Origin of the sequence: Pseudomonas sp. EA_65y_Pfl2_P78, from assembly GCF_963970495.1 — a bacterium.
Classification (GTDB): Bacteria; Pseudomonadota; Gammaproteobacteria; order Pseudomonadales; family Pseudomonadaceae; genus Aquipseudomonas; species Aquipseudomonas baetica_A.
Window position 1 is genome coordinate 52,515 of record NZ_CAXAON010000003.1, and the last position, 18,927, is coordinate 71,441.

Genomic DNA, 18,927 nt, shown 5'->3' on the forward strand with positions numbered 1-18,927 from the left:
CGTCAAGTCATCAAAGCCGAAAATGCCCGACCATCCCGCGCAACTCGCCCCCCAACTGCGCCAGTTCAACACTCGAGGCTGCATTCCCACGCATTGCAATCGACGACTGATCGGCACTCGCGCGAATACTCGTCACACTGCGATTGATCTCCTCCGCCACTGAACTCTGCTCCTCGGCCGCCGCCGCAATCTGCTGATTCATCTGCTGAATCAGCGAAACCGCCGCCGCAATACTCCCCAACGCACTCTCCGTCTGCAAGGCATCACTGACGGCCAGCTTCACCAGTTCACCACTGCTCTGAATCTGCTGCACCGAAGAATGCGCCGCCGAGCGCAAAGCACTGACCAAGCGCTCGATCTCCTCAGTCGATTGCTGCGTACGCCGGGCCAAAGCACGAACCTCATCGGCCACCACTGCAAAGCCCCTGCCCTGCTCACCGGCCCGCGCCGCTTCGATTGCCGCATTCAATGCCAAAAGATTGGTCTGCTCGGCCACGCTTTTGATCACCTCCAGCACCGTACCGATATTCTGGATTTCAGCGCTGAGGCTTTCGATACTGGAACTGGCCGAAGTCGCCGAATCAGCCAGTTGCTCGATCCGCGCCATGCTCTGGCGCACGACCTGCTGACCACTTTCGACCTTGTCATCCGCCGTCTGCGCCGCCAACGCCGCCTCTTCCGCGTTGCGCGCAACATCGTGAACAGTAGCGGTCATCTGATTCATGGCCGTGGCCACCTGCTCGGTTTCTTCCTTCTGACTGCTGACCTCAAGGTTGGTCTGTTCGGTCACGGCCGACAGCGATTGTGCCGAACTGGCCAACTGCTCAATACCGGCCTGCAACCCGCTGACAATCGTGCTCAAGCCCGCCCCCATCTGCTGCATCGCCAACATCAGTTGGCCAATTTCATCACGACGGGTGACCTCGACCGTTGCACTCAGATCTCCGGCAGCAATCTGCTGCGCGACTTGAATCACGCTGCGCAACGGCGCGACGATCAAACGGGTAATCACCCACGCAGCGATCAAACCGACAAGCAGTGCCAGCGCCGATGAGCCAATGATCAGCAGCGCGTTCTTCTTAAGTTCAGCCTGCATCGCGCTGTCTTGCGCGACATAAGCCTGATTCACCCGCTCTACCACCTGCGCAGCACGCTCGTGCAATTGTTCATAAACAGTCTTTTCCTGAGCCAGCAGCCCGGTGTACTCAGCCAGTTTTTCGTTGAAACCTGCGATGTGCCCCAAGACTTCATTGAGCACCGTCAGATAGCCTTCGTCCTTGACCGTGGACTTCAACTCATCAGCCTGCGCCTGGGCTTGGGCAGCCTGTTCGATTTTGCCTTTGTCGGCATTGTCGGCATCACCTTTGCGGCTTTGATCCAGTCGAACCCGTGCCTCATTCATCGCTTGCAGCATCAGCTTCGACACCTGACTGACCTGACTGGCCTGCTCAATGAATTGCGCGCCATCCTTGCCCTCGGAATCCTTCAAGGTATACGCACCGTCGTCCGCCAGCCCGGCCTGCAACAAGTCGAGATTGTTGGCCACACTGGAAACCGACCAACTGGCCATTTCCAGCGCCAGATCCTTGGCCTGGGTCAGCGAAACGAACTCATCGAATGCCTTTCGATAGGCCGCCAGCGACTGCTCGACATCCGTCATCACTGGCACGTTGACCGGTGATTGCGCCTTGAGCTCATTGGCCCGGGCAATAAGCCCGTCCACGCCCTCACGCACGGCATCGGCGGTTTTAGGATCACCGCGCAAGGCGTATTCCTGCTCGAGCAAGCGAACGTTGAGCAGGCCGCTATTGAGCGAGGACATCTGTTTGAGCCCGTCGAAACGCTGGCTGATGGTTTGCAGAGACCAGACACCAATGGCTGCCACCAGCGCGGTCAGCAGCAAGACCAACGCAAACCCGATACCCAGTTTTTTTGCCATACCAAGGTTGGCAAAACGTGCTTGCACGGCCGAAATCATTGCGCGTAGTCCCCTGCCAAAGTCTGTTGATGAAGAGTCGCAATGGCCATGAACCAGCACAAGTCTCTGGCGTCGGAATAATGGCAAAAAGCTACGCCCGCGTCGTTTTCAGAACACTTGAGGTCGATCCGAACCGGTATTGCGAAAAAACTGGCGGGCGCGCGGATCACAGGCGTAAAGAACGCCTTGCGCTACCAACCGCTCACAAGCCTCGACGACACATGACTGACTGAGCAGATTACCCCGGGCGATTTGCCGAACAGAGGGCAAGCGGGTAGCCGGCGGTACCCCGCTTTGCAGGATCCAGTCAGTCAGTCCGTCAACAATCTGCTGTACGACCGGCACCATTGCCTGTCGATCAATTCTCAATTCCATGAGCAAGCAAACTCCTGTCCGTTTTGCTGGCGGCAGTAAATCACAGCCACGCCGCACAGGCTGTGCGACAACGCCGCCAAAAGCGACCGTTCTAATCATTTGATACACATTGTTTATCGGTTTAACGGAACTGACGGCGGTCCATAAAAAGAAAACCCGCACGAAGGCGGGTTCTTTCAAGCGGCGCTTTTTCAGAACGCGGTGACACCACCGTCCACGGCCAAAGAATGTCCCGTGGTGAACGCGGCACCATCGCTGCACAGATACAGCACGGCACTGGCGATCTCTTCGACCTTGCCGATGCGGCCTACCGGATGCATGGCGTTGGCAAACTCGCCCTTCTTCGGATCAGCCTCGTAGGCACGGCGAAACATATCGGTATCGATCACGGCCGGGCATACCGCGTTGACGCGGATTTTCTTCTTCGCATATTCGATGGCTGCCGATTTGGTCAGACCGATCACCGCGTGTTTCGATGCTGCATAGATGCTCATCTTCGGCGCAGCACCCAGCCCGGCCACCGAGGCAGTGTTGACGATTGCTCCGCCGCCCTGCGCCAGCAACAGCGGCAACTGGTATTTCATGCACAGCCAGACGCCTTTGACGTTGACGCCCATGATCGCGTCAAACTCATCCATCGAGCCTTCGGCCAGCTTGCCTTTCTCGATTTCGATCCCGGCATTGTTGAAGGCGTAGTCGAGGCGGCCGTAAACATTGATCACCTCTTCCATCAGGTTTTTTACGTCGTTTTCGTCGGTGACATTGCAACGCACAAAAGTGGCGTCACCGCCCGCTGTACGAATCAGCGCCACCGTGCCCTCGCCCCCTGCCGCATCCAGATCGGCCACCACCACTTTCAGGCCTTCGGCGGCGAAGGCCTGTGCGGTCGCACGGCCAATGCCGTTGGCCGCACCAGTGACTACGGCAACCTGACCGGAAAACGTCATGCTCATTGTTATGTCCTCGAACGGGTAAATGCAGGGGATGGGTTCAAGTGCAGCATAGCCACAGGGTTCTACCAGACGTCAGCACTATCAAAAGCCTGTTTAGGCGCCCATGCGCCCCAGTGATAGAACCCCGTAGATCACTATCACTGCACTGGATCGATGTGCATTCGCCGCATCAGCCAACCTTGCGACATCGCCGGTGAAGGTCTATCAACAAGGCTTAATTCAATTCGAGAACCTGCCATGACTTCCCAGACCAATCGCCAGTTCCTGCTCGCCAAACGCCCGGTGGGCGCTGCCACCCGCGAGACCTTCACTTATCAGGAAGTGCCGGTCGGTGAACCGGCTGCGGGACAGATTCTGGTCAAGAACCAATACCTGTCCCTCGACCCGGCCATGCGTGGCTGGATGAACGAGGGCAAGTCCTACATCCCACCGGTCGGCATCGGTGAAGTCATGCGTGCGCTCGGCGTAGGAAAAGTGCTCGCGTCGAACAACCCGGGCTTTGCCGTCGGGGACTACGTCAACGGAGCCATCGGCGTGCAGGATTATTTCCTCGGCGAGCCAAGAGGTTTCTACAAAGTCGATCCGAAACTGGCGCCGCTACCGGTTTATCTGTCGGCACTGGGCATGACCGGGATGACCGCCTACTTCGCGCTGCTTGAGGTGGGCGTGCCTAAGGCTGGCGACACGGTGGTGTTGTCCGGGGCTGCGGGCGCAGTGGGCAGCATTGCCGGACAGATCGCCAAGATCAAAGGTTGCCGTGTGGTGGGCATTGTCGGTGGCGCCGACAAGTGCAAATTCCTCATCGATGAACTGGGCTTCGACGGCGCTATCGACTACAAAAACGAAGACGTGGTGGCAGGGCTTAAACGCGAATGTCCGAAAGGTGTGGACGTTTATTTCGATAACGTCGGTGGCGACATCCTTGACGCTGTGCTGAGCCGCCTGGCGCCGAAAGCGCGAGTGGTGATCTGCGGCGCCATCAGTCAGTACAACAACAAGGAAGCGGTCAAAGGCCCGGCCAACTATCTGTCGCTGTTGGTCAATCGTGCGCGCATGGAAGGGTTTGTGGTGATGGACTATGCCGCGCAATACGCCAGTGCGGCACAGGAAATGGCCGGCTGGATGGCCAAGGGGCAGCTCAAAAGCAAGGAAGACATCGTCGAAGGCCTGGAGACCTTCCCCGAGACGCTGATGAAATTGTTCAGCGGTGAGAATTTCGGCAAGTTGGTGCTGAAGGTTTAAGCCACCAGAAACCAATGTGGGAGCGGGCTTGCTCGCGAAGGCGGTGTGTCAGTCAACATCTGTGTCGACTGATACGCCTACTTCGCGAGCAAGCCCGCTCCCACATTTTGGATCTTCAGCGTTTGATCAGGCGATTTCGGCCACGACAGCGGCCAGCGCCCTGGCCGGATCTGCCGCCTGGCTGATCGGACGGCCGATCACCAGATAATCGGAGCCGGCATCCAGCGCCTGACGCGGGGTCAGAATACGGCGCTGATCGTCCTGCGCGCTACCCGCCGGGCGAATTCCGGGGGTCACCAGTTGCAGCGACGGATGCGCGGTTTTCAGTGCGGTGGCTTCCAGCGCCGAGCACACCAGACCGTCCAGCCCGGCCTTCTCGGCCAGTGCCGCCAGACGCAGCACCTGCTCCTGCGGCTCGATATCCAGACCGATACCGGCCAGATCTTCGCGTTCCATGCTGGTCAGCACGGTCACGCCGATCAGCAACGGTTGCGGGCCGCTGCGCTTGTCCAGTTCTTCACGGCAGGCGGCCATCATGCGCAGGCCACCGGAGCAATGCACGTTGACCATCCACACACCCATCTCGGCGGCGGCTTTCACGGCCATCGCGGTGGTGTTGGGAATGTCGTGGAATTTCAGATCGAGGAAGACTTCAAAACCCTTGTCACGCAGGGTGCCAACGATTTCGGCGGCGCAACTGGTGAACAGTTCCTTGCCCACTTTGACCCGGCACTGCTTCGGGTCCAACTGGTCGGCCAGCTTCAGTGCGGCGTCACGGGTGGGAAAATCCAGGGCGACGATGATAGGAGTCTGGCAGGCGGACATGGATGGGCTCTCAGGCAAGTCGAAATCGGCGCGCATTGTAGCGGAACCGGCGGCGGCGCGGCACCCGATGATCGGTAATTCGTCGCGCCAAACGTGATCAGCATAGCGTTCGACGCTATTGTGTCGACTCCGATACACAACCGACATGTCGCCAACAAGCGCCCGCGCTAGCCTCGCCAGCCGAAACACGTCCTTACATCAGCACTTCCCGCTTCGCGGCCGGACACCTATGCTGAAACCACAACCTCGCAGCCCATCTTTGTGGTTGGCGGCCTACTGGCAGATGAACAGCCCCATGCACAACACCCAAACCACCGGAACGGATGAGCCCAAAGACGACAAGCGCTGGAGCATTCGCGCCCTGATCGTCGACGATGACGTGCCGATCCGCGAGCTGATGATCGATTACCTTGCCCGTTTCAATATCCACGCCAGTGGCGTCACTGACGGCGCGGCGATGCGCCAGGCGATGCAAGCCGAACATTTTGATGTGGTGGTGCTGGACCTGATGCTGCCCGGCGAAGACGGTTTGTCGCTGTGCCGTTGGCTGCGCGCCGAATCGGACATCCCGATCCTGATGTTAACCGCCCGCTGCGAACCCACCGATCGCATCATCGGCCTGGAACTGGGTGCCGATGACTACATGGCCAAACCGTTCGAGCCGCGTGAACTGGTCGCCCGGATTCAGACGATTCTGCGCCGCGTGCGCGACGATCGTACCGAGCAGCGCGCCAATATTCGTTTCGACAACTGGCGCCTGAACAGCGTTCTGCGCCAACTGATCGCCGACAATGGCCTGGTGGTGCCGCTGTCCAACGCTGAATTCCGCCTGCTCTGGGTCTTCATCGAGCGCCCGCGCCGGGTACTCAGCCGCGAACAATTGCTTGATGCCGCCCGAGGCCGTTCGATTGAAGCGTTCGACCGCAGCATCGACTTGCTGGTCTCGCGTCTGCGACAGAAACTCGGCGACGATCCGAAAGCACCGCAGTTGATCAAAACCGTGCGCGGTGAGGGTTACCTGTTCGACGCACGAGACATCGGCTGATGCGGGCGCGCTTCGACACCCTGTTCGGCCGCCTGTTTGGCGTGTTGTTCGTGGCGATCGTCCTGGCGCACCTGCTGGCGTTCACCTGGTTTCACCTCTACGGTCCGCCGCCACCTCCGCCGCCCCCGGCGTTTTCCCCAAATGCCGAGGGGCAACGGCCTCACCAGGATCCGCGCTATCCGCCACGGCCAGCGCGACCCTGGTTCGGCGGCCCCGTGGTGCCACTGACCTTTCAGTTCATTACCTTGATGATCGCCGCTTGGTATGGCGCCAAGCTGCTCAGTCGCCCGATCCAGCGCTTGAGTGACGCCGCCGAGCGCCTCAGTGAAGACCTCGACAGCCCACCGCTGGACGAATCCGGCCCGCGGGAAGCCCGGCAAGCAGCGCATACCTTCAACCTGATGCAACAACGGATACGCGAACAAATTCAGCAACGCGCGCGAATGCTCGGCGCCGTCTCCCACGACCTGCGCACACCGCTGTCGCGATTGAAACTGCGCCTGGAAAACATCAGCGACGACAAATTGCAAAGCCAGATGCGCCAGGATCTGAACGACATGATCGGCATGCTCGATGCCACCCTTACCTATTTGCACGAACAGCGCACCAGCGAAGCCTTGCAATTAATGGACGTGCAGGCGCTGGTCGAATCTCTGTGCGAAAACGCCCAGGATCAAGGCTCGGATGTGCAGGTCAGCGGCCATTGCGCACCACTTGCGGTACAGCCGATGGCGCTGCGCTCATGCATCAATAACCTGATGGACAACGCCCTGCGCTATGCCGGGCAGGCATGCATCGAACTGCTGGATCGGCGCGGCCAACTGCTGATCCGCGTGATCGACCATGGGCCGGGAATTGCCGAGGACAAGCGCGAGGCAGTGTTTGAACCGTTTTATCGCCTGGAAGGCTCGCGCAACCGCAACTCCGGCGGCGTCGGCCTGGGCATGACCATTGCCCGGGAAGCCGCGCAGCGTTTGGGTGGAGATCTAAACCTGGAACAAACCCCCGGTGGCGGCCTCACGGCAGTCATCCGCCTGCCTCGACCCTGAGAACTCCACCCTCGTGTGTACTCACCTGCCCCTTGAGGCTGCCTGCGCCGGTACACCCACCGGTTTTCCAGTTCAGGAGTGAGCCCGATGATCGGTAGCGTCAGCAGCTACACGAGCTATACCAGCACCCGCAGCGCCTCCACGCAAAACGCCCGAGGCCAGCAACTGCAAAAGCAACTGTTCGCCAAATTCGACAGCAACAGCGATGGCGCGGTGGATCAGGACGAGCTGAAACGTGCGGTGCCCACAGTCCGGACTGGGGACTCCTGCCAGAGACAGGTCAGTCCTCAGGCCCGCGCATACCGTCCCATTCCAAAAAACTAACGGCGGTCTTCAACCCGAGCCTGACTCTTGCTCCAGTCCGTCAGCAAACTATAAGCAACAGCCAACAGCGTAGGTCCGATAAACAACCCGATAAACCCAAACGCAATCAACCCGCCAAAGACACCCAGCAATACAATTACCAGCGGCAGATTCCCCCCGCGACTGATCAGGTACGGCTTGAGCACGTTGTCCACGCCACTGATGACGAACGTCCCCCAGATCCCGAGAAACACCGCCATCCCATACTCACCCTTCCAGGCCAGCCAAGCCGTGGCCGGCACCCATACCAGCGGTGGTCCCATCGGAATCAGGCTGAGCAGGAACGTCACAACCCCCAATACCAACGCCCCCGGTACGCCGGCAATCAGGAAGCCGATCAACGCCAGAATCGCCTGCGCCGCCGCCGTACCGATCACGCCGTTGACCACCCGCTGAACCGTGCCAGCGACCAATTCGATGTAGTACCCGGCGCGTTCGCCAATCAAGCGTTCCAGCAAGCGATGAGCAAACGCCGCCAGCCTCGGCCCGTCGCGATAGAAAAAGAAGACAAAGACAATGCTCAACGTCAGTTCGAGAATCCCGCCGCCGATCTGCGCACTGCGCGCCAGCAACCAGTTACCGACCTGCCCCAGATAAGGTTTGATCGACACCATCAACGCGGCGCCCTGCTCATCAATGCTGTTCCAGAGCCCGACCAGCCGCTCACCCACAAACGGCAAACCTCCCAGCCACGTCGGCGCCTGCGGCAAACCATCGACTTGCACATCCTTGATGAATGCCGTGGCATCGCGCACGTGATCCGCCAGGTTGAACCCCAGCCAGACCAGCGGCGCCGCCACCAGCAACATCCAGCCCAACGTCAGAATGGCGGCGGCCAGCGATTCGCGGCCATTGAGCCAGCGGGTCAGAAGACGCATCAGCGGCCAACTGGCAAACGCCAGCACTGCGCCCCAGAACAACGCCGACCAGAACGGCGCCATCACCCACAGGCTGGCACCAAACAGCACCAGCAGAAGGATTTGCACCAACAGCCGATCGTTATTGAGCATGTAAGGTCTCGAAAAAGTCAGTCAGACAAAAAAAAGGCGAACACACAGCGTGCCCGCCCGATACACCTTATCGCAACAGATTAATGTGCAAGCCAGGGCCTTCGACACTGCCGGCTTCCAGCCGCCTCGCGCGCACGCCCTGCTCGATCAGTGCTTGTCGCCAAGCCTCGGCCTTGGGGCCCGACACTGTCACCCGTTGCGTAATATCCAGGTTCAAGCCACGGGAAATCAGCCGCAGCCAGGTGTCGTCCGGATCGCCAACCAACTTTGGAAAGTCCAGTTCACCGGTGCTTTTGAGCTGCCGCAACAAGGTCGCAGACGTCGGCAACAACTCGCCCAGCGGCGCTTCGGCAACGAACTGTTCAACATGTAGATAAGCCCTGCGATTGCCGCGCGTAATGCTGTAGAGCGCTATCAGCGTGTTATCCCTTGGAGCCGCCAGCCTTAGCAACAGATAGGCCTGCTGCTCATCGGAACCAAACAGTTTCGAATTACCAAAGACCTCATTGGCCCACAGGCTGCTTTCGCCACAATCACGGGACTCGCACCAATACAGCAACTCGGCGCCCTGTTTTTTTTGCAACGCTTCACGGGCGGCAGTGAACGCTTCGTTGGCGGAGTGTTCCGGTGGCAGTTCGTAGGTCACTGACGTGGTTTGGCCTCTGGCACTGACCTGCCCTTCGAAGCGCAGCTTGCCGCTGATTTTGCGGATCGATCCGAGCGGATAGACACGCTCCAGTTCGGTCGGGGCACGATAGTCGACGATTTGTGCATCGGCCAGACGCGGCACGATCGGTAGATCCTGACTGCCCGGTACATCGTCGGCGATTGAAAAGGAACTGAAACAGCACAGTGCCAAGAGACTGAGTGAACGCATGGATAGGTTCATCGGACAGACATGGCCTGGGTGCCGCTTTGGCCATTCGGGGTCGTAGCGGTGTAAAGATCCATCATGGTTATCTCCCATTTCAACCCGCCCAGCCTCGACAGTTGCCCGCAGCAAGTCAAGGAATGGCGAAGAACCGATTGAAACAGTCTGCGACAAGATCGGCACCGGCCTCATCGTTGAGGTGCAAATGGTGTCCGCCGGGCAGCTGTTCCCGGTTAAAGGGTAGACGCTCCAGCAGTTCTGGGTGTTTGGCCAGCATGCCGTCGGCCGCGACGACCAATTGCGCAGGACAGTCGATGCGCTGGACGAAAGCCATCGCCTGTTCCAGGGTCAGGCGCAGCGGCGACGGCAGCGTCAGGCGATTATCGGTGCGCCAGGTGTAACCGCCGGGCACGGGCATCAATCCCCGTTGCGCCAACAGTTCCGCCGCCTCACGACTGACCGCCACCAGTCCTTTCATCCGCGCTTCGATGGCTCGGTCGAGGCTGTTGTAGACCGGTTTGCGCTTCTCGCGCAGTTCCAGTTGCGCTTGCAGGGCCATGCCCATGCGTTCGGCAGCGTTTTCGCCTTTGTCTGTAGGAGGAACCACGCCGTCGATCAACGCCAGATGCGAGATACGCTGCGGCAACGAACCGGCCAGCACCAGCGACACGATGGCGCCCATCGAATGCCCGAGCAGGCCGAAACGTTTCCAGCCCATCTGCTCGGCAACCTGCAGCACGTCATGGGCGTAGTCCCACAACGCGTAACCGGCGCCACTCGGTCGATGCCCGGAGTGCCCATGCCCGGCCATGTCCAGGGCCATGATGCGCAAGCCTTTGAGCTTCGGCGCCAGGCGGGCAAAGCTGTTGGCATTGTCGAGCCAGCCATGCAGGGCGATGACCGGCAAACCGTCCTCGGGACCGAACAAGTGCGCAGCCAACTCGATATGCGGCAGGTTCAGGCGTACTTCTTCGAAGGTCGGGCTCATGCGCAATCCTTGTCCTGAGGGTTTTCCCAGCGAGTGAACAGGCTCTTGAGCAACCGCGCCGTGTCTTGCGGGCGTTCAAGCGGAAACATATGGCCACCGGGCATGCTCAGCGCCTCGCCCTGGGCAAGACGCGAAACGAAACGGGTGTGATGACGCATCACCACCCGACTCTTGTGCCCTCGTACCACCGCCAGCGGCACTTGCAACTGTCGGGTAAGGCCGGGACTGGTGTGCGGCACCCCGCGATAGATGCTGATCTCGGTGGCCGGGTCGAAGCGCAACCGCAGCTTGTCGCCCACCTGATGCAAACCGTGTTGCAGATAGGCATCGAAACATTCGGGATCGAAACTGCGAAACAATGTCTTGCCGGCAAAGTAGCTGCGTGCGCTGTCGAGATCGGCAAACTCTTCGCGCCGGCCCAGGGTGCGTCCAGCCGGAGTCAGTCTGTCGATGAAGCCGAAGCGCTTGGCCGCACGGATCACCCATTGATCGGTACGGGTCAGCACAGGGGAATCGAGCATGACCACGCCGCGATACAACTCAGGGCAACGCAGCGCCGCATGCAGGTGCAGCACGCCGCCAAACGAGTGGCCGACGCCCCACACCGGTTGATCCTGCTGCTGCAAATGGTGAATCAACTCATCGACAAGGTTGTACCAGTTATCGTCCGCGGGAAATCGCGGGTCATGGGCATGCTGCTCCAGATGCGCGACCCGGTACTCGGGCGCCAGCGCCGCGAACAACTTGCCATAGGTACCCGAAGGAAATCCGTTGGCGTGGGCGAAAAAGATCGGTTGCGACATGCGGGTAGATCCATGAGCGGGAAACGTGGCGTTGATTGTCCGCAAGAGTGCGCCTCACAGCAATGACCGTAACGGCCAGGAATGATGACAGTCGCGCCATGGCTATATCCGACGCACCGCCGTGTGGGTGTTTTTGTCAACTGTCAGTTCTGTCAGTTGACCCACGCCGTGTTCAGGCTGATAAGAGGATTACCCTCATCAAAGCTGCCGGCGCCCATGACTCACGCGAATACACCCGCCATCCAGGCCTTCGACGCTCGAGGCCTGGTATTACGCAGCGTGAATTACCATCGTCGCGATGAGACTTTGGCACCCGAGAGTTACATCACTCACCAGACGCATGATGCAGCGGGGCGCACGGTATTGAGTCGCGATCCCAGACTGTTCCGCGAGCACACACCTGAAAAACCCGGCCCGGCGAATCAGAGCAATGTGTTCAGCCTGTCAGGCGCCATGCTGTCGAGTGAAAACAGCGATGCAGGCTGGCGCCTGAGCTTGCTCGCAGAGGACGGCGCTCACATTGACGGATGGGATCAGAAACGCAACCACAGCCGTATCGTCCATGATGCTCTGCGACGACCGAGCGCCACTTTCGAGCAGTCTGGCGACGAGCCTGAACACTGTACGGAGCGCTTCACCTATTTCGATGATCCGGATGAAGTCCACCATAACCGCCGTGGCCGATTGATTCGGCATGACGACACCGCAGGCACCCTGCACTTCACTGAACTCAGTATGAGCGGGCAACCACTGCAACTTTGTCGCACCTTCAGTGCCGATCCCGCGTGGGCGGTGGACTGGCCGGAAGTGGAAGTCGATCGCGATTTTTTTCTGGAAACCCGATCGGCCGCGACCCACTTCAGCTACAACGCCCTTGGCGAGTCGGTTGGTCAGACAGATGCCTTGGGAAATCGGCAGATACAGCTTCAAGACGTGGCGGGCCATGTGAAAGAAACCCGTCTGACACTGGCCGCAAACGACGACAGCCAGACGCTGGTCAGCGATATCCACTACAACGCCTTTGGGCTTATTGAGCAGCAACGCGCGGGAAATGACGTGATCTCCCAAGCGACATTCAGCCTCGACGATGGCCGCCTGCAACGTCTGAGGAGCCAGACCAGTCATGGCTCGATCCTCCAGGATCTGTCCTACGCGTACGACGCAGTCGGCAATATCACTCGCATCAGCGATAGCGCAGAGGCGGCTGTCTATCACCGTAACCAGCGAACAGACGCGATCTGCCGCTACCGTTACGACAGCCTCTCGCGCTTGATCGAGGCCAGTGGCCGGCAGATCCGCAACGCTGCGGGCGGGCCACAGCTGCCGGCATTTGCCTCTCCTGCCGACCCGGGTCAGTTGGAAAACTACACGCGCACTTACACCTATGATCCGTCCGGCAATCTGCTGTTGATGGAGCACCGCGCCGCCAGTGGAAACCGCACCGAGCGCACGGTTGTGGCCAGCGCCAGCAATCGCAGCCTGCCGGAAAGCCCCGACGGCCATCTGCCCGATGAGCAGGCGATTGCCGCCGCTTACGACGCCAATGGCAACCGCGTGTTTCTCCAAGACGAAGGGCAAACGCTGCAATGGGATCGACGCAATGAATTGCAACAGGTTGATCAGGTGGTTCGAGAGGGTGAACCGAATGATTGCGAGTTCTACATCTATGACGGCAGCGGTCAACGCCTGCGAAAAATCCGTCAGGCCTGTACCGCATCGGTGCAACGACTCAGTGAAACGCGCTACTTGCCCGGTCTGGAAATTCGCACCGATCCGAATCAGACCGTACACGTCATCACCGTCAAGGCCGGTCGCGCGACAATCCAGATGTTGCACTTTGAAAAACCGCCACCACACGGCATACCCCAGCATCAGCAGCGCTACAGCTTCACCGATCAATTGAACTCCAGCACCATTGAACTGGACGCCCAGGCACAGATGATCTCCCGGGAAAGCTATTACCCGTTTGGCGGTACCTGTTGGTGGGCGGGCCGAAGCCTGGTCGAAGCGAGCTACAAGACCCTGCGCTACTCGGGCAAGGAACGGGATGCCAGTGGCCTGTATTACTACGGTTTTCGTTACTACACGCCATGGCTTCAGCGCTGGCTCAATGCGGACCCGCTGGGGGTGCAGGACGGACTGAATCTGTTTGCCATGGTGCACGGCAACCCTGTCGGGAACGTGGACTTCCAGGGACTGGTCACACTGAAAGAAGGCGTGGGCGCCGCTCTGGCAACCTTTGGCCGGGACAGTGTGAGTGCACTGGCCGCAGGAGCGGTTAAATATTTTGCTGCAAGAGGGTTGGAGCAATGGGCAACCGGCGATCCGGACTCACCGCCAGACCCGGGTGTCAATCTGGGATTGACCCTAGCAGGCAGCATGGTGGGTGCGTTGGCCGGTGGTTCCATGGGGATAGGAGCAGGCAGTCGTATTGCCAGCAGCCGCAACTACAACCGCACCACACAGAAAGTCATGGCCGGTATCTTGGGGCTGGCGGGCGCTGCGGCGGGAGCCGCCGCTCCACTGTATGCGTACCTGTCTGAGCGGGAAACCTTGAACATGACAGCCATCAGCATACTTGCCAGTGTGCCCAAGAGCATGACAAGGGAAGCAGGCCAGCGCGCGTTCGCCAGCGTCGGCCCCAGTGTCACGATTGCGCCAAGCGGTACCACGACCGCTTGGCGCACCGCCTTCTATGGAGCCGTTCTTTTTGCTGACGGTGCGCTCGGGGCAAATCTGCCACCTGGCCTGGATATCACTGTCGCCGCTACCGTGGAAGGCCTGGATGGAGCGTCCACAACCACGATCAACTCATTGCGTGGAGGTGACTACAGCAGCCCGGAACGCAATCGGCTTTCTGTGCCGAATGCAGCGGAATGGCTATACGGCGTCGTAACACGTACCGCCGGCTCAACCTTGACCGCCTCACTGACATTGCTCGCCGAACCTCTAACGAACACAATCGAAAACGCCCACTTACAATCAGCAGTCGTCGAAAGCCTGGCCACCCCCACCGAGGCCCGCACATACCTGGGCCAGCATGTGCAGCGTGGCGCCTTCGAGCTGGCCAGGTACGACGATGGGGACTTCACTCTGGATCGTTTCACTCCAGCGAACCGGATTTGGAGAGATGCGACACCCGCCGGTTATCACTCGGAAACACCCGACGCGGGCGACCTGCCCATGAGTGTTATCAGACGACGTAGCGTATGACTCAACTCAAGGGTGGTGTCTGCCCCAACGGCACCACTGCCATGGTCAAGCGCGAGACACAACTGGCCTTGCCTTCATCGCTGGTCAGTCGAATATCCCAGACATGCGTGGTGCGACCGATATGAATCGGCTTGGCCACAGCCGTCACCCGGCCACTGCGCAAACCACGCAAATGGTTGGCGTTGATCTCAAGCCCCACGCAATAAAACTGGCTGGCATCGATACACAAATAACTGGCCATAGAACCGACAGTTTCAGCCAGCACCACCGAGGCGCCGCCGTGCAGCAGGCCGTAAGGCTGGTGGGTGCGATGGTCGATGACCATGCTCGCGGTCAGTGATTGTTCGTCGAACGCCTCGAAACGGATATCCAGCACTTCGCCGATGGTGTTTTTCTGGATTGCGTTCAACTGCTCGATGTCGGGAGTGGTGCGCCACAGGCTCATCACAGACTTCCTTTGTTGTTTTAGTGGTCGCTCAATCCTGCCACAGCACCGCCTCGCTGCGCTCGCTCCATTCTTCGAAGCGCGCGCCGTAGGTGTCTTCGATGACGTTGCGTTTGATTTTCAGGGTCGGCGTGAGAAACCCGTTCTCCACCGCCCAACTGTCCTTGACCACCACCAGTCGACGCAGGCGCTCGTGCTTGTCGAGCACCGCGTTGACCTCCTCCAGCAGTTTTTCCAGGCTCGAATGCAGACTCGCCCGCCCCTCTTCCTGATTGACAATGGAGAGCACGCACAAGCCCAGCGGCGCGCTCAAACCATCGCCCACCACGCAGACCTGTTCGATACGCGAATGCACCGCCAGCCGATTTTCGATCGGTGCCGGCGCCACATATTTGCCTTTACTGGTCTTGAAGATCTCCTTGAGTCGACCGGTCAGGCGCAGGCGCCCTTCGGCATCCTGCTCGCCCTTGTCACCGGTGCGCAGAAAACCGTCCTCGGTGATCGTTTCGGCGGTTTTCTGCGGCTCCTTGAAATAGCCGAGCATGTTCGCCTGACTGCGTACCTGCACTTCACCGGACTCATCGATACGCACTTCAACATCCGGGCACGGTTTACCGATCCAGCCCTGCTTGTATTGACCCGGCAGGCAGATGTGCGAATAGCCGCAGCTCTCGGTCATGCCGTAGACCTCCAGGACGTCGAGCCCGAGTTTCTGATACCACGCAAGCAAGGTTTGCGGCACTGGCGCGGCGCCCGACAGGGCGACGTGCAAGGCATCCAGCCCGAGGCCAGCAAGCACTTTGTGCCCGACCCGCTTGCCGATGAACGGCAGGCCGAGGAGCAAATCCAGGCGCTTTGCCGGAATCTTGCTGTAAACGCCCATCTGGAATTTGCTCCAGATTCGCGGCACACCAAACATTGCGGTCGGCCGCGCACGCTGCAAGTCAGTGATAAAAGTCTCGAGGCTTTCGGCAAAGAACACCGTCTGCCCGGTGTAGATCGACGCCAACTCTACAAACATCCGCTCGGCGACGTGGCACAGCGGCAGGTAGGAGAGCAATCGATCATGCTCGTTAAGCCCGAATAACTGCGTGCCATGGGTCGTCGCAAACCCGAGGTTGGCGAAACTGTGCATCACGCCTTTGGGCAGGCCAGTGGTGCCGGAGGTGTAGATGATGGTGGCCAGTTGCTCGGCGGCGGGACGCGGGTCGTCCTGGATCGGTGAACTGCGTTGCAGGTCGGCCCAGCTGAAATCGAAGTCGCCGGCCGGATGCAGCGGCAGGCTGATGGTCGGCAGGCCCAAAGGCATGCCTTTCGACATGCCGGGCCAATCATCCAGTTTGCCGATAAACGCCAACACACTTTCCGAGTGGTTGAGCACCTGAGCCACGGAGTCGGCGGTCAGGTTGGGATACAGCGGCACAGAGACGTGCCCGGCCATCCAGATGGCGAGGTCGGCGATGATCCAGTGCGCGCAGTTTTTCGAGATCAGCGCGATGTGGCTGCCCTGCGGCAACTCGCGCGCTCGCAGCCAATGCGCGGCGCAGCGGGCCTGATGGCCGACGTCGGCCCAGGTCAGCGTTTCGACCTGCCCGCCCCCGACTGGCTGTACGAGGAAGCGTTGGCGCGGGTGCCGCGCCTCGCGTTCGTAAAACACGTCCAGCGGCAAACGGAATGCGGCAGACATGCGACTCGCTCCTGTTTTTTAGGTCTGGAGCAAGCGTAGTCAACCAAGCAAGTGCTTGGTTGGAAAATTCAAACAAATAATTTCCACCGACACAGCGAAATGTGGGAGCGGTGTTTACAACGTTATGGATGCTTGAGGCTATTGAGCTTCATCGAGCCGATCAGCAACTCACTGTGTTCAAGCTCCGCAAGCCCGGCCGTGCTGACCCTCTCGGGCGGATACCCGGCGCCATGCTGCAGATAGCTGAGCAAATTGCCCACCAGCGGGTTATGGCTGACCAGCAGCACATTGCTCACCGAGACCAGTTGATCGGTGACCTTGTCCGGATCGACCTCTGGCGTCAGCCACTCGACCGTGCGAATCGGCGGCTCGAAACCCAGCGCCTCACGGACAATCTGCGCGGTCTGTTGCGCGCGCAGATAGGGGCTGGCGTAGATCGCGGTCAACGGCTGGCCCATCAGACGGGCCGCACTGCTCAAGGCTTCCTGGCGGCCATGCTCGGTCAGCTCCCGCTCGGCATCGGGGCACGCGCCATAAGGCACGGCTTCACCGTGACGCAATACCCAGAGTTTCATAGCTTGGGTTCCTCATCTCGGGCCGGATGCGGTGCTGGCGGCACGGCATGCGGCGCTTCGCCTTCGGGGGTACGCGGCGCAGGCCAGTCGGCGAACGGCCATGGTTTCTGGTCGCTGTGAAAGCTGCCGAAACGGCCGATCTGTGCCAGAAACTGGCTCAGGCTGTCGCCGAAATTCATCAGGCCGGCGCTCGGAGCGCCATAGATCAAACGATAGATCAGTTGCACCAGCACCACTGCGCCAAGGATGAACTGCGCCACTTGCCAGACCAGCACGTAAATGAGCATCCACAACACCCGCAGGAGGATGGACTCGTACTTGGTGTCGATTTTTGGATCGTTCATAGGTCGTTCCCTGCTGATTCAGTTGAAACCACTGGTGGAAATAAAGTCGACGTCGGTTTTCGGCTCGGCCCGCATCAACAACGCGATGACCTGGTCCAGCGTGCGCCCTTCGAACAGAATGGCGTGCAGCCCGGCGACCAGCGGCATGTAGACACCCACCTCCTGGGATTTGGCCTTGAGTACTTTCAAGGTATTCACCCCTTCGGCGACTTCACCAAGGCGCGACACCGCTTCGTCGAGGCTCAGCCCCTGACCGAGGGCGAAACCGACCTGATAGTTGCGGCTCTTGGGCGACGAACACGTCACGATCAAGTCACCGACGCCGGCAAGCCCCAGGAAGGTCATGGGGTTGGCACCCTGATTCACCGCAAACCGGGTCATCTCGGCCAGGGCCCGGGTGATCAGCATGCTCTTGGTGTTCTCGCCCATCTCCAGAGCCACCGCCATGCCGGCGATGATCGCGTAAACGTTTTTCAACGCACCGCCCAACTCGACACCGAAACGATCGGCGCTGGCGTAGACGCGGAAGGTGCGGCCATGCAGCGCGGCTTGCACTTGTTTGCACAGGTCTTCGTCTTCACTGGCAACCACGGTGGCGGTCAGTGCGTGCTCGGCGATTTCCCGCGCCAGATTCGGCCCGGACAACACGCCGATGCGCGCTTGCGGAGCGATCTCTTCGAGGATCTGGCTCATCAGCTTGAAGGTGTGGGCTTCGATACCCTTGGTCAGGCTGACCAGCATTTTGCCGCTCAGCCGTTCGGCGTGGGCGGCCAGCACCGTGCGCAACGCGCTGGACGGCAGGGCGACAAAGCACAGGTCACAGGCATCGAGGGTGGCTTGCAGGTCGGTGACGGCGGTCACGCCCGGCACAATCTTGATGCCTTTGAGGTAACGCGGGTTTTCGCGATTGACCCGGATGGCCTCGGCCTGCTCGGGGTCACGCATCCACTGCAAGACTTGATGGCCGTTCTCGGCCAGAAGATTGGCCACGGCGGTACCAAAACTTCCGCCTCCCAGGACCGCAATCGGGCGCTGTTCAGTCATATGCAATCCGTTAATCCATACCAGTGGCGATGTCGGCATTATACGGGGCGACCCCGTCGCGGCCAGCCCCCGCGTCAATTACCGATACTTGTAGGAAGAAGACCAACAAAACCTAGG

General features: G+C 59.9%; 16 protein-coding genes and 3 pseudogenes. 5 read left to right on the forward strand and 14 right to left on the reverse strand.

Annotated elements, in window-relative coordinates; genetic code table 11:
- Nucleotides 1–10 precede the first annotated feature (10 nt).
- From AACY02_RS25925 to AACY02_RS03775, 4 genes and pseudogenes are all read right to left on the reverse strand, one after another.
- Nucleotides 11–892, reverse strand: coding sequence for a methyl-accepting chemotaxis protein (locus tag AACY02_RS25925; RefSeq protein WP_401160011.1), 882 nt, complete (start codon nucleotides 890–892; stop codon nucleotides 11–13).
- A pseudogene (locus AACY02_RS25930) lies at nucleotides 872–1,978 on the reverse strand (HAMP domain-containing protein); the annotation flags it as partial. The gene AACY02_RS25925 and the pseudogene AACY02_RS25930, both read right to left, overlap by 21 nt.
- Before the next feature lie 177 nt (nucleotides 1,979–2,155).
- Nucleotides 2,156–2,353: pseudogene (locus AACY02_RS03770) on the reverse strand (PLP-dependent aminotransferase family protein); the annotation flags it as partial.
- 191 nt (nucleotides 2,354–2,544) lie between these two features.
- The gene (locus AACY02_RS03775) at nucleotides 2,545–3,306 is read right to left on the reverse strand and encodes an SDR family oxidoreductase (RefSeq protein ID WP_339430814.1); all 762 of its coding nucleotides are present in this window, start codon (nucleotides 3,304–3,306) and stop codon (nucleotides 2,545–2,547) included.
- A 237-nt stretch (nucleotides 3,307–3,543) separates the two neighbouring features.
- Between AACY02_RS03775 and AACY02_RS03780 the strand changes: the two genes are divergently transcribed.
- Nucleotides 3,544–4,548: an NADP-dependent oxidoreductase gene (locus tag AACY02_RS03780; RefSeq protein WP_339430815.1), complete on the forward strand. Its 1,005-nt coding sequence runs from the start codon at nucleotides 3,544–3,546 to the stop codon at nucleotides 4,546–4,548.
- 126 nt (nucleotides 4,549–4,674) lie between these two features.
- Here the strand turns inward: AACY02_RS03780 and pyrF are convergent, their stop codons facing one another.
- On the reverse strand, nucleotides 4,675–5,373 hold the full coding sequence (gene pyrF / locus AACY02_RS03790) for an orotidine-5'-phosphate decarboxylase (RefSeq protein WP_339430816.1): 699 nt from the start codon (nucleotides 5,371–5,373) through the stop codon (nucleotides 4,675–4,677).
- Nucleotides 5,374–5,668: 295 nt separating this feature from the next.
- Between pyrF and AACY02_RS03795 the strand changes: the two genes are divergently transcribed.
- The 3 genes and pseudogenes from AACY02_RS03795 to AACY02_RS03805 all read left to right on the forward strand — a co-directional run.
- Entirely contained in the window at nucleotides 5,669–6,418 is a 750-nt protein-coding gene (locus tag AACY02_RS03795; protein WP_445261463.1) for a response regulator, read from the forward strand.
- On the forward strand, nucleotides 6,418–7,467 hold the full coding sequence (locus AACY02_RS03800; protein ID WP_339430817.1) for a sensor histidine kinase: 1,050 nt from the start codon (nucleotides 6,418–6,420) through the stop codon (nucleotides 7,465–7,467). The genes AACY02_RS03795 and AACY02_RS03800 overlap by 1 nt, the downstream gene beginning before the upstream one ends.
- Before the next feature lie 87 nt (nucleotides 7,468–7,554).
- Nucleotides 7,555–7,710 (forward strand): annotated as a pseudogene (locus tag AACY02_RS03805) (histidine kinase); the annotation flags it as partial.
- A 77-nt stretch (nucleotides 7,711–7,787) separates the two neighbouring features.
- Here the strand turns inward: AACY02_RS03805 and AACY02_RS03810 are convergent.
- The 4 genes from AACY02_RS03810 to AACY02_RS03825 form a co-directional block, all read right to left on the reverse strand.
- A complete protein-coding gene (locus AACY02_RS03810; protein ID WP_339430818.1) occupies nucleotides 7,788–8,840 on the reverse strand; it encodes an AI-2E family transporter in 1,053 nt (350 codons plus the stop codon).
- Between the two features lie 67 nt (nucleotides 8,841–8,907).
- Complete coding sequence (locus tag AACY02_RS03815; protein WP_221732995.1) at nucleotides 8,908–9,717, reverse strand: DUF4892 domain-containing protein; 810 nt, start codon at nucleotides 9,715–9,717, stop codon at nucleotides 8,908–8,910.
- Nucleotides 9,718–9,844: 127 nt separating this feature from the next.
- The gene (locus AACY02_RS03820; RefSeq protein WP_339430819.1) at nucleotides 9,845–10,699 is read right to left on the reverse strand and encodes an alpha/beta hydrolase; all 855 of its coding nucleotides are present in this window, start codon (nucleotides 10,697–10,699) and stop codon (nucleotides 9,845–9,847) included.
- Complete coding sequence (locus AACY02_RS03825) at nucleotides 10,696–11,502, reverse strand: alpha/beta fold hydrolase (RefSeq protein WP_339430820.1); 807 nt, start codon at nucleotides 11,500–11,502, stop codon at nucleotides 10,696–10,698. Before AACY02_RS03825 ends, AACY02_RS03820 begins: the two co-directional genes overlap by 4 nt.
- 216 nt (nucleotides 11,503–11,718) lie before the next feature.
- Between AACY02_RS03825 and AACY02_RS03830 the strand changes: the two genes are divergently transcribed.
- Nucleotides 11,719–14,715, forward strand: coding sequence for an RHS repeat-associated core domain-containing protein (locus tag AACY02_RS03830; RefSeq protein ID WP_339430821.1), 2,997 nt, complete (start codon nucleotides 11,719–11,721; stop codon nucleotides 14,713–14,715).
- 1 nt (nucleotide 14,716) lies between these two features.
- Here the strand turns inward: AACY02_RS03830 and AACY02_RS03835 are convergent, their stop codons facing one another.
- From AACY02_RS03835 to AACY02_RS03855, 5 genes are all read right to left on the reverse strand, one after another.
- Nucleotides 14,717–15,160 carry a hotdog fold thioesterase gene (locus AACY02_RS03835; RefSeq protein WP_339430822.1) on the reverse strand — a complete coding sequence of 148 codons (444 nt, stop codon included), beginning with the start codon at nucleotides 15,158–15,160 and terminating at the stop codon, nucleotides 14,717–14,719.
- 31 nt (nucleotides 15,161–15,191) lie between these two features.
- Nucleotides 15,192–16,847, reverse strand: a complete 1,656-nt coding sequence (locus AACY02_RS03840) for an AMP-binding protein (protein WP_339430823.1) — start codon at nucleotides 16,845–16,847, stop codon at nucleotides 15,192–15,194.
- 122 nt (nucleotides 16,848–16,969) lie between these two features.
- Complete coding sequence (gene sixA / locus AACY02_RS03845) at nucleotides 16,970–17,422, reverse strand: phosphohistidine phosphatase SixA (RefSeq protein ID WP_339430824.1); 453 nt, start codon at nucleotides 17,420–17,422, stop codon at nucleotides 16,970–16,972.
- The gene (locus tag AACY02_RS03850) at nucleotides 17,419–17,766 is read right to left on the reverse strand and encodes a DUF4389 domain-containing protein (protein ID WP_339430825.1); all 348 of its coding nucleotides are present in this window, start codon (nucleotides 17,764–17,766) and stop codon (nucleotides 17,419–17,421) included. Before AACY02_RS03850 ends, sixA begins: the two co-directional genes overlap by 4 nt.
- 18 nt (nucleotides 17,767–17,784) lie before the next feature.
- Nucleotides 17,785–18,810, reverse strand: coding sequence for an NAD(P)H-dependent glycerol-3-phosphate dehydrogenase (locus AACY02_RS03855; protein ID WP_339430826.1), 1,026 nt, complete (start codon nucleotides 18,808–18,810; stop codon nucleotides 17,785–17,787).
- Between the last annotated feature and the right edge of the window lie 117 nt (nucleotides 18,811–18,927).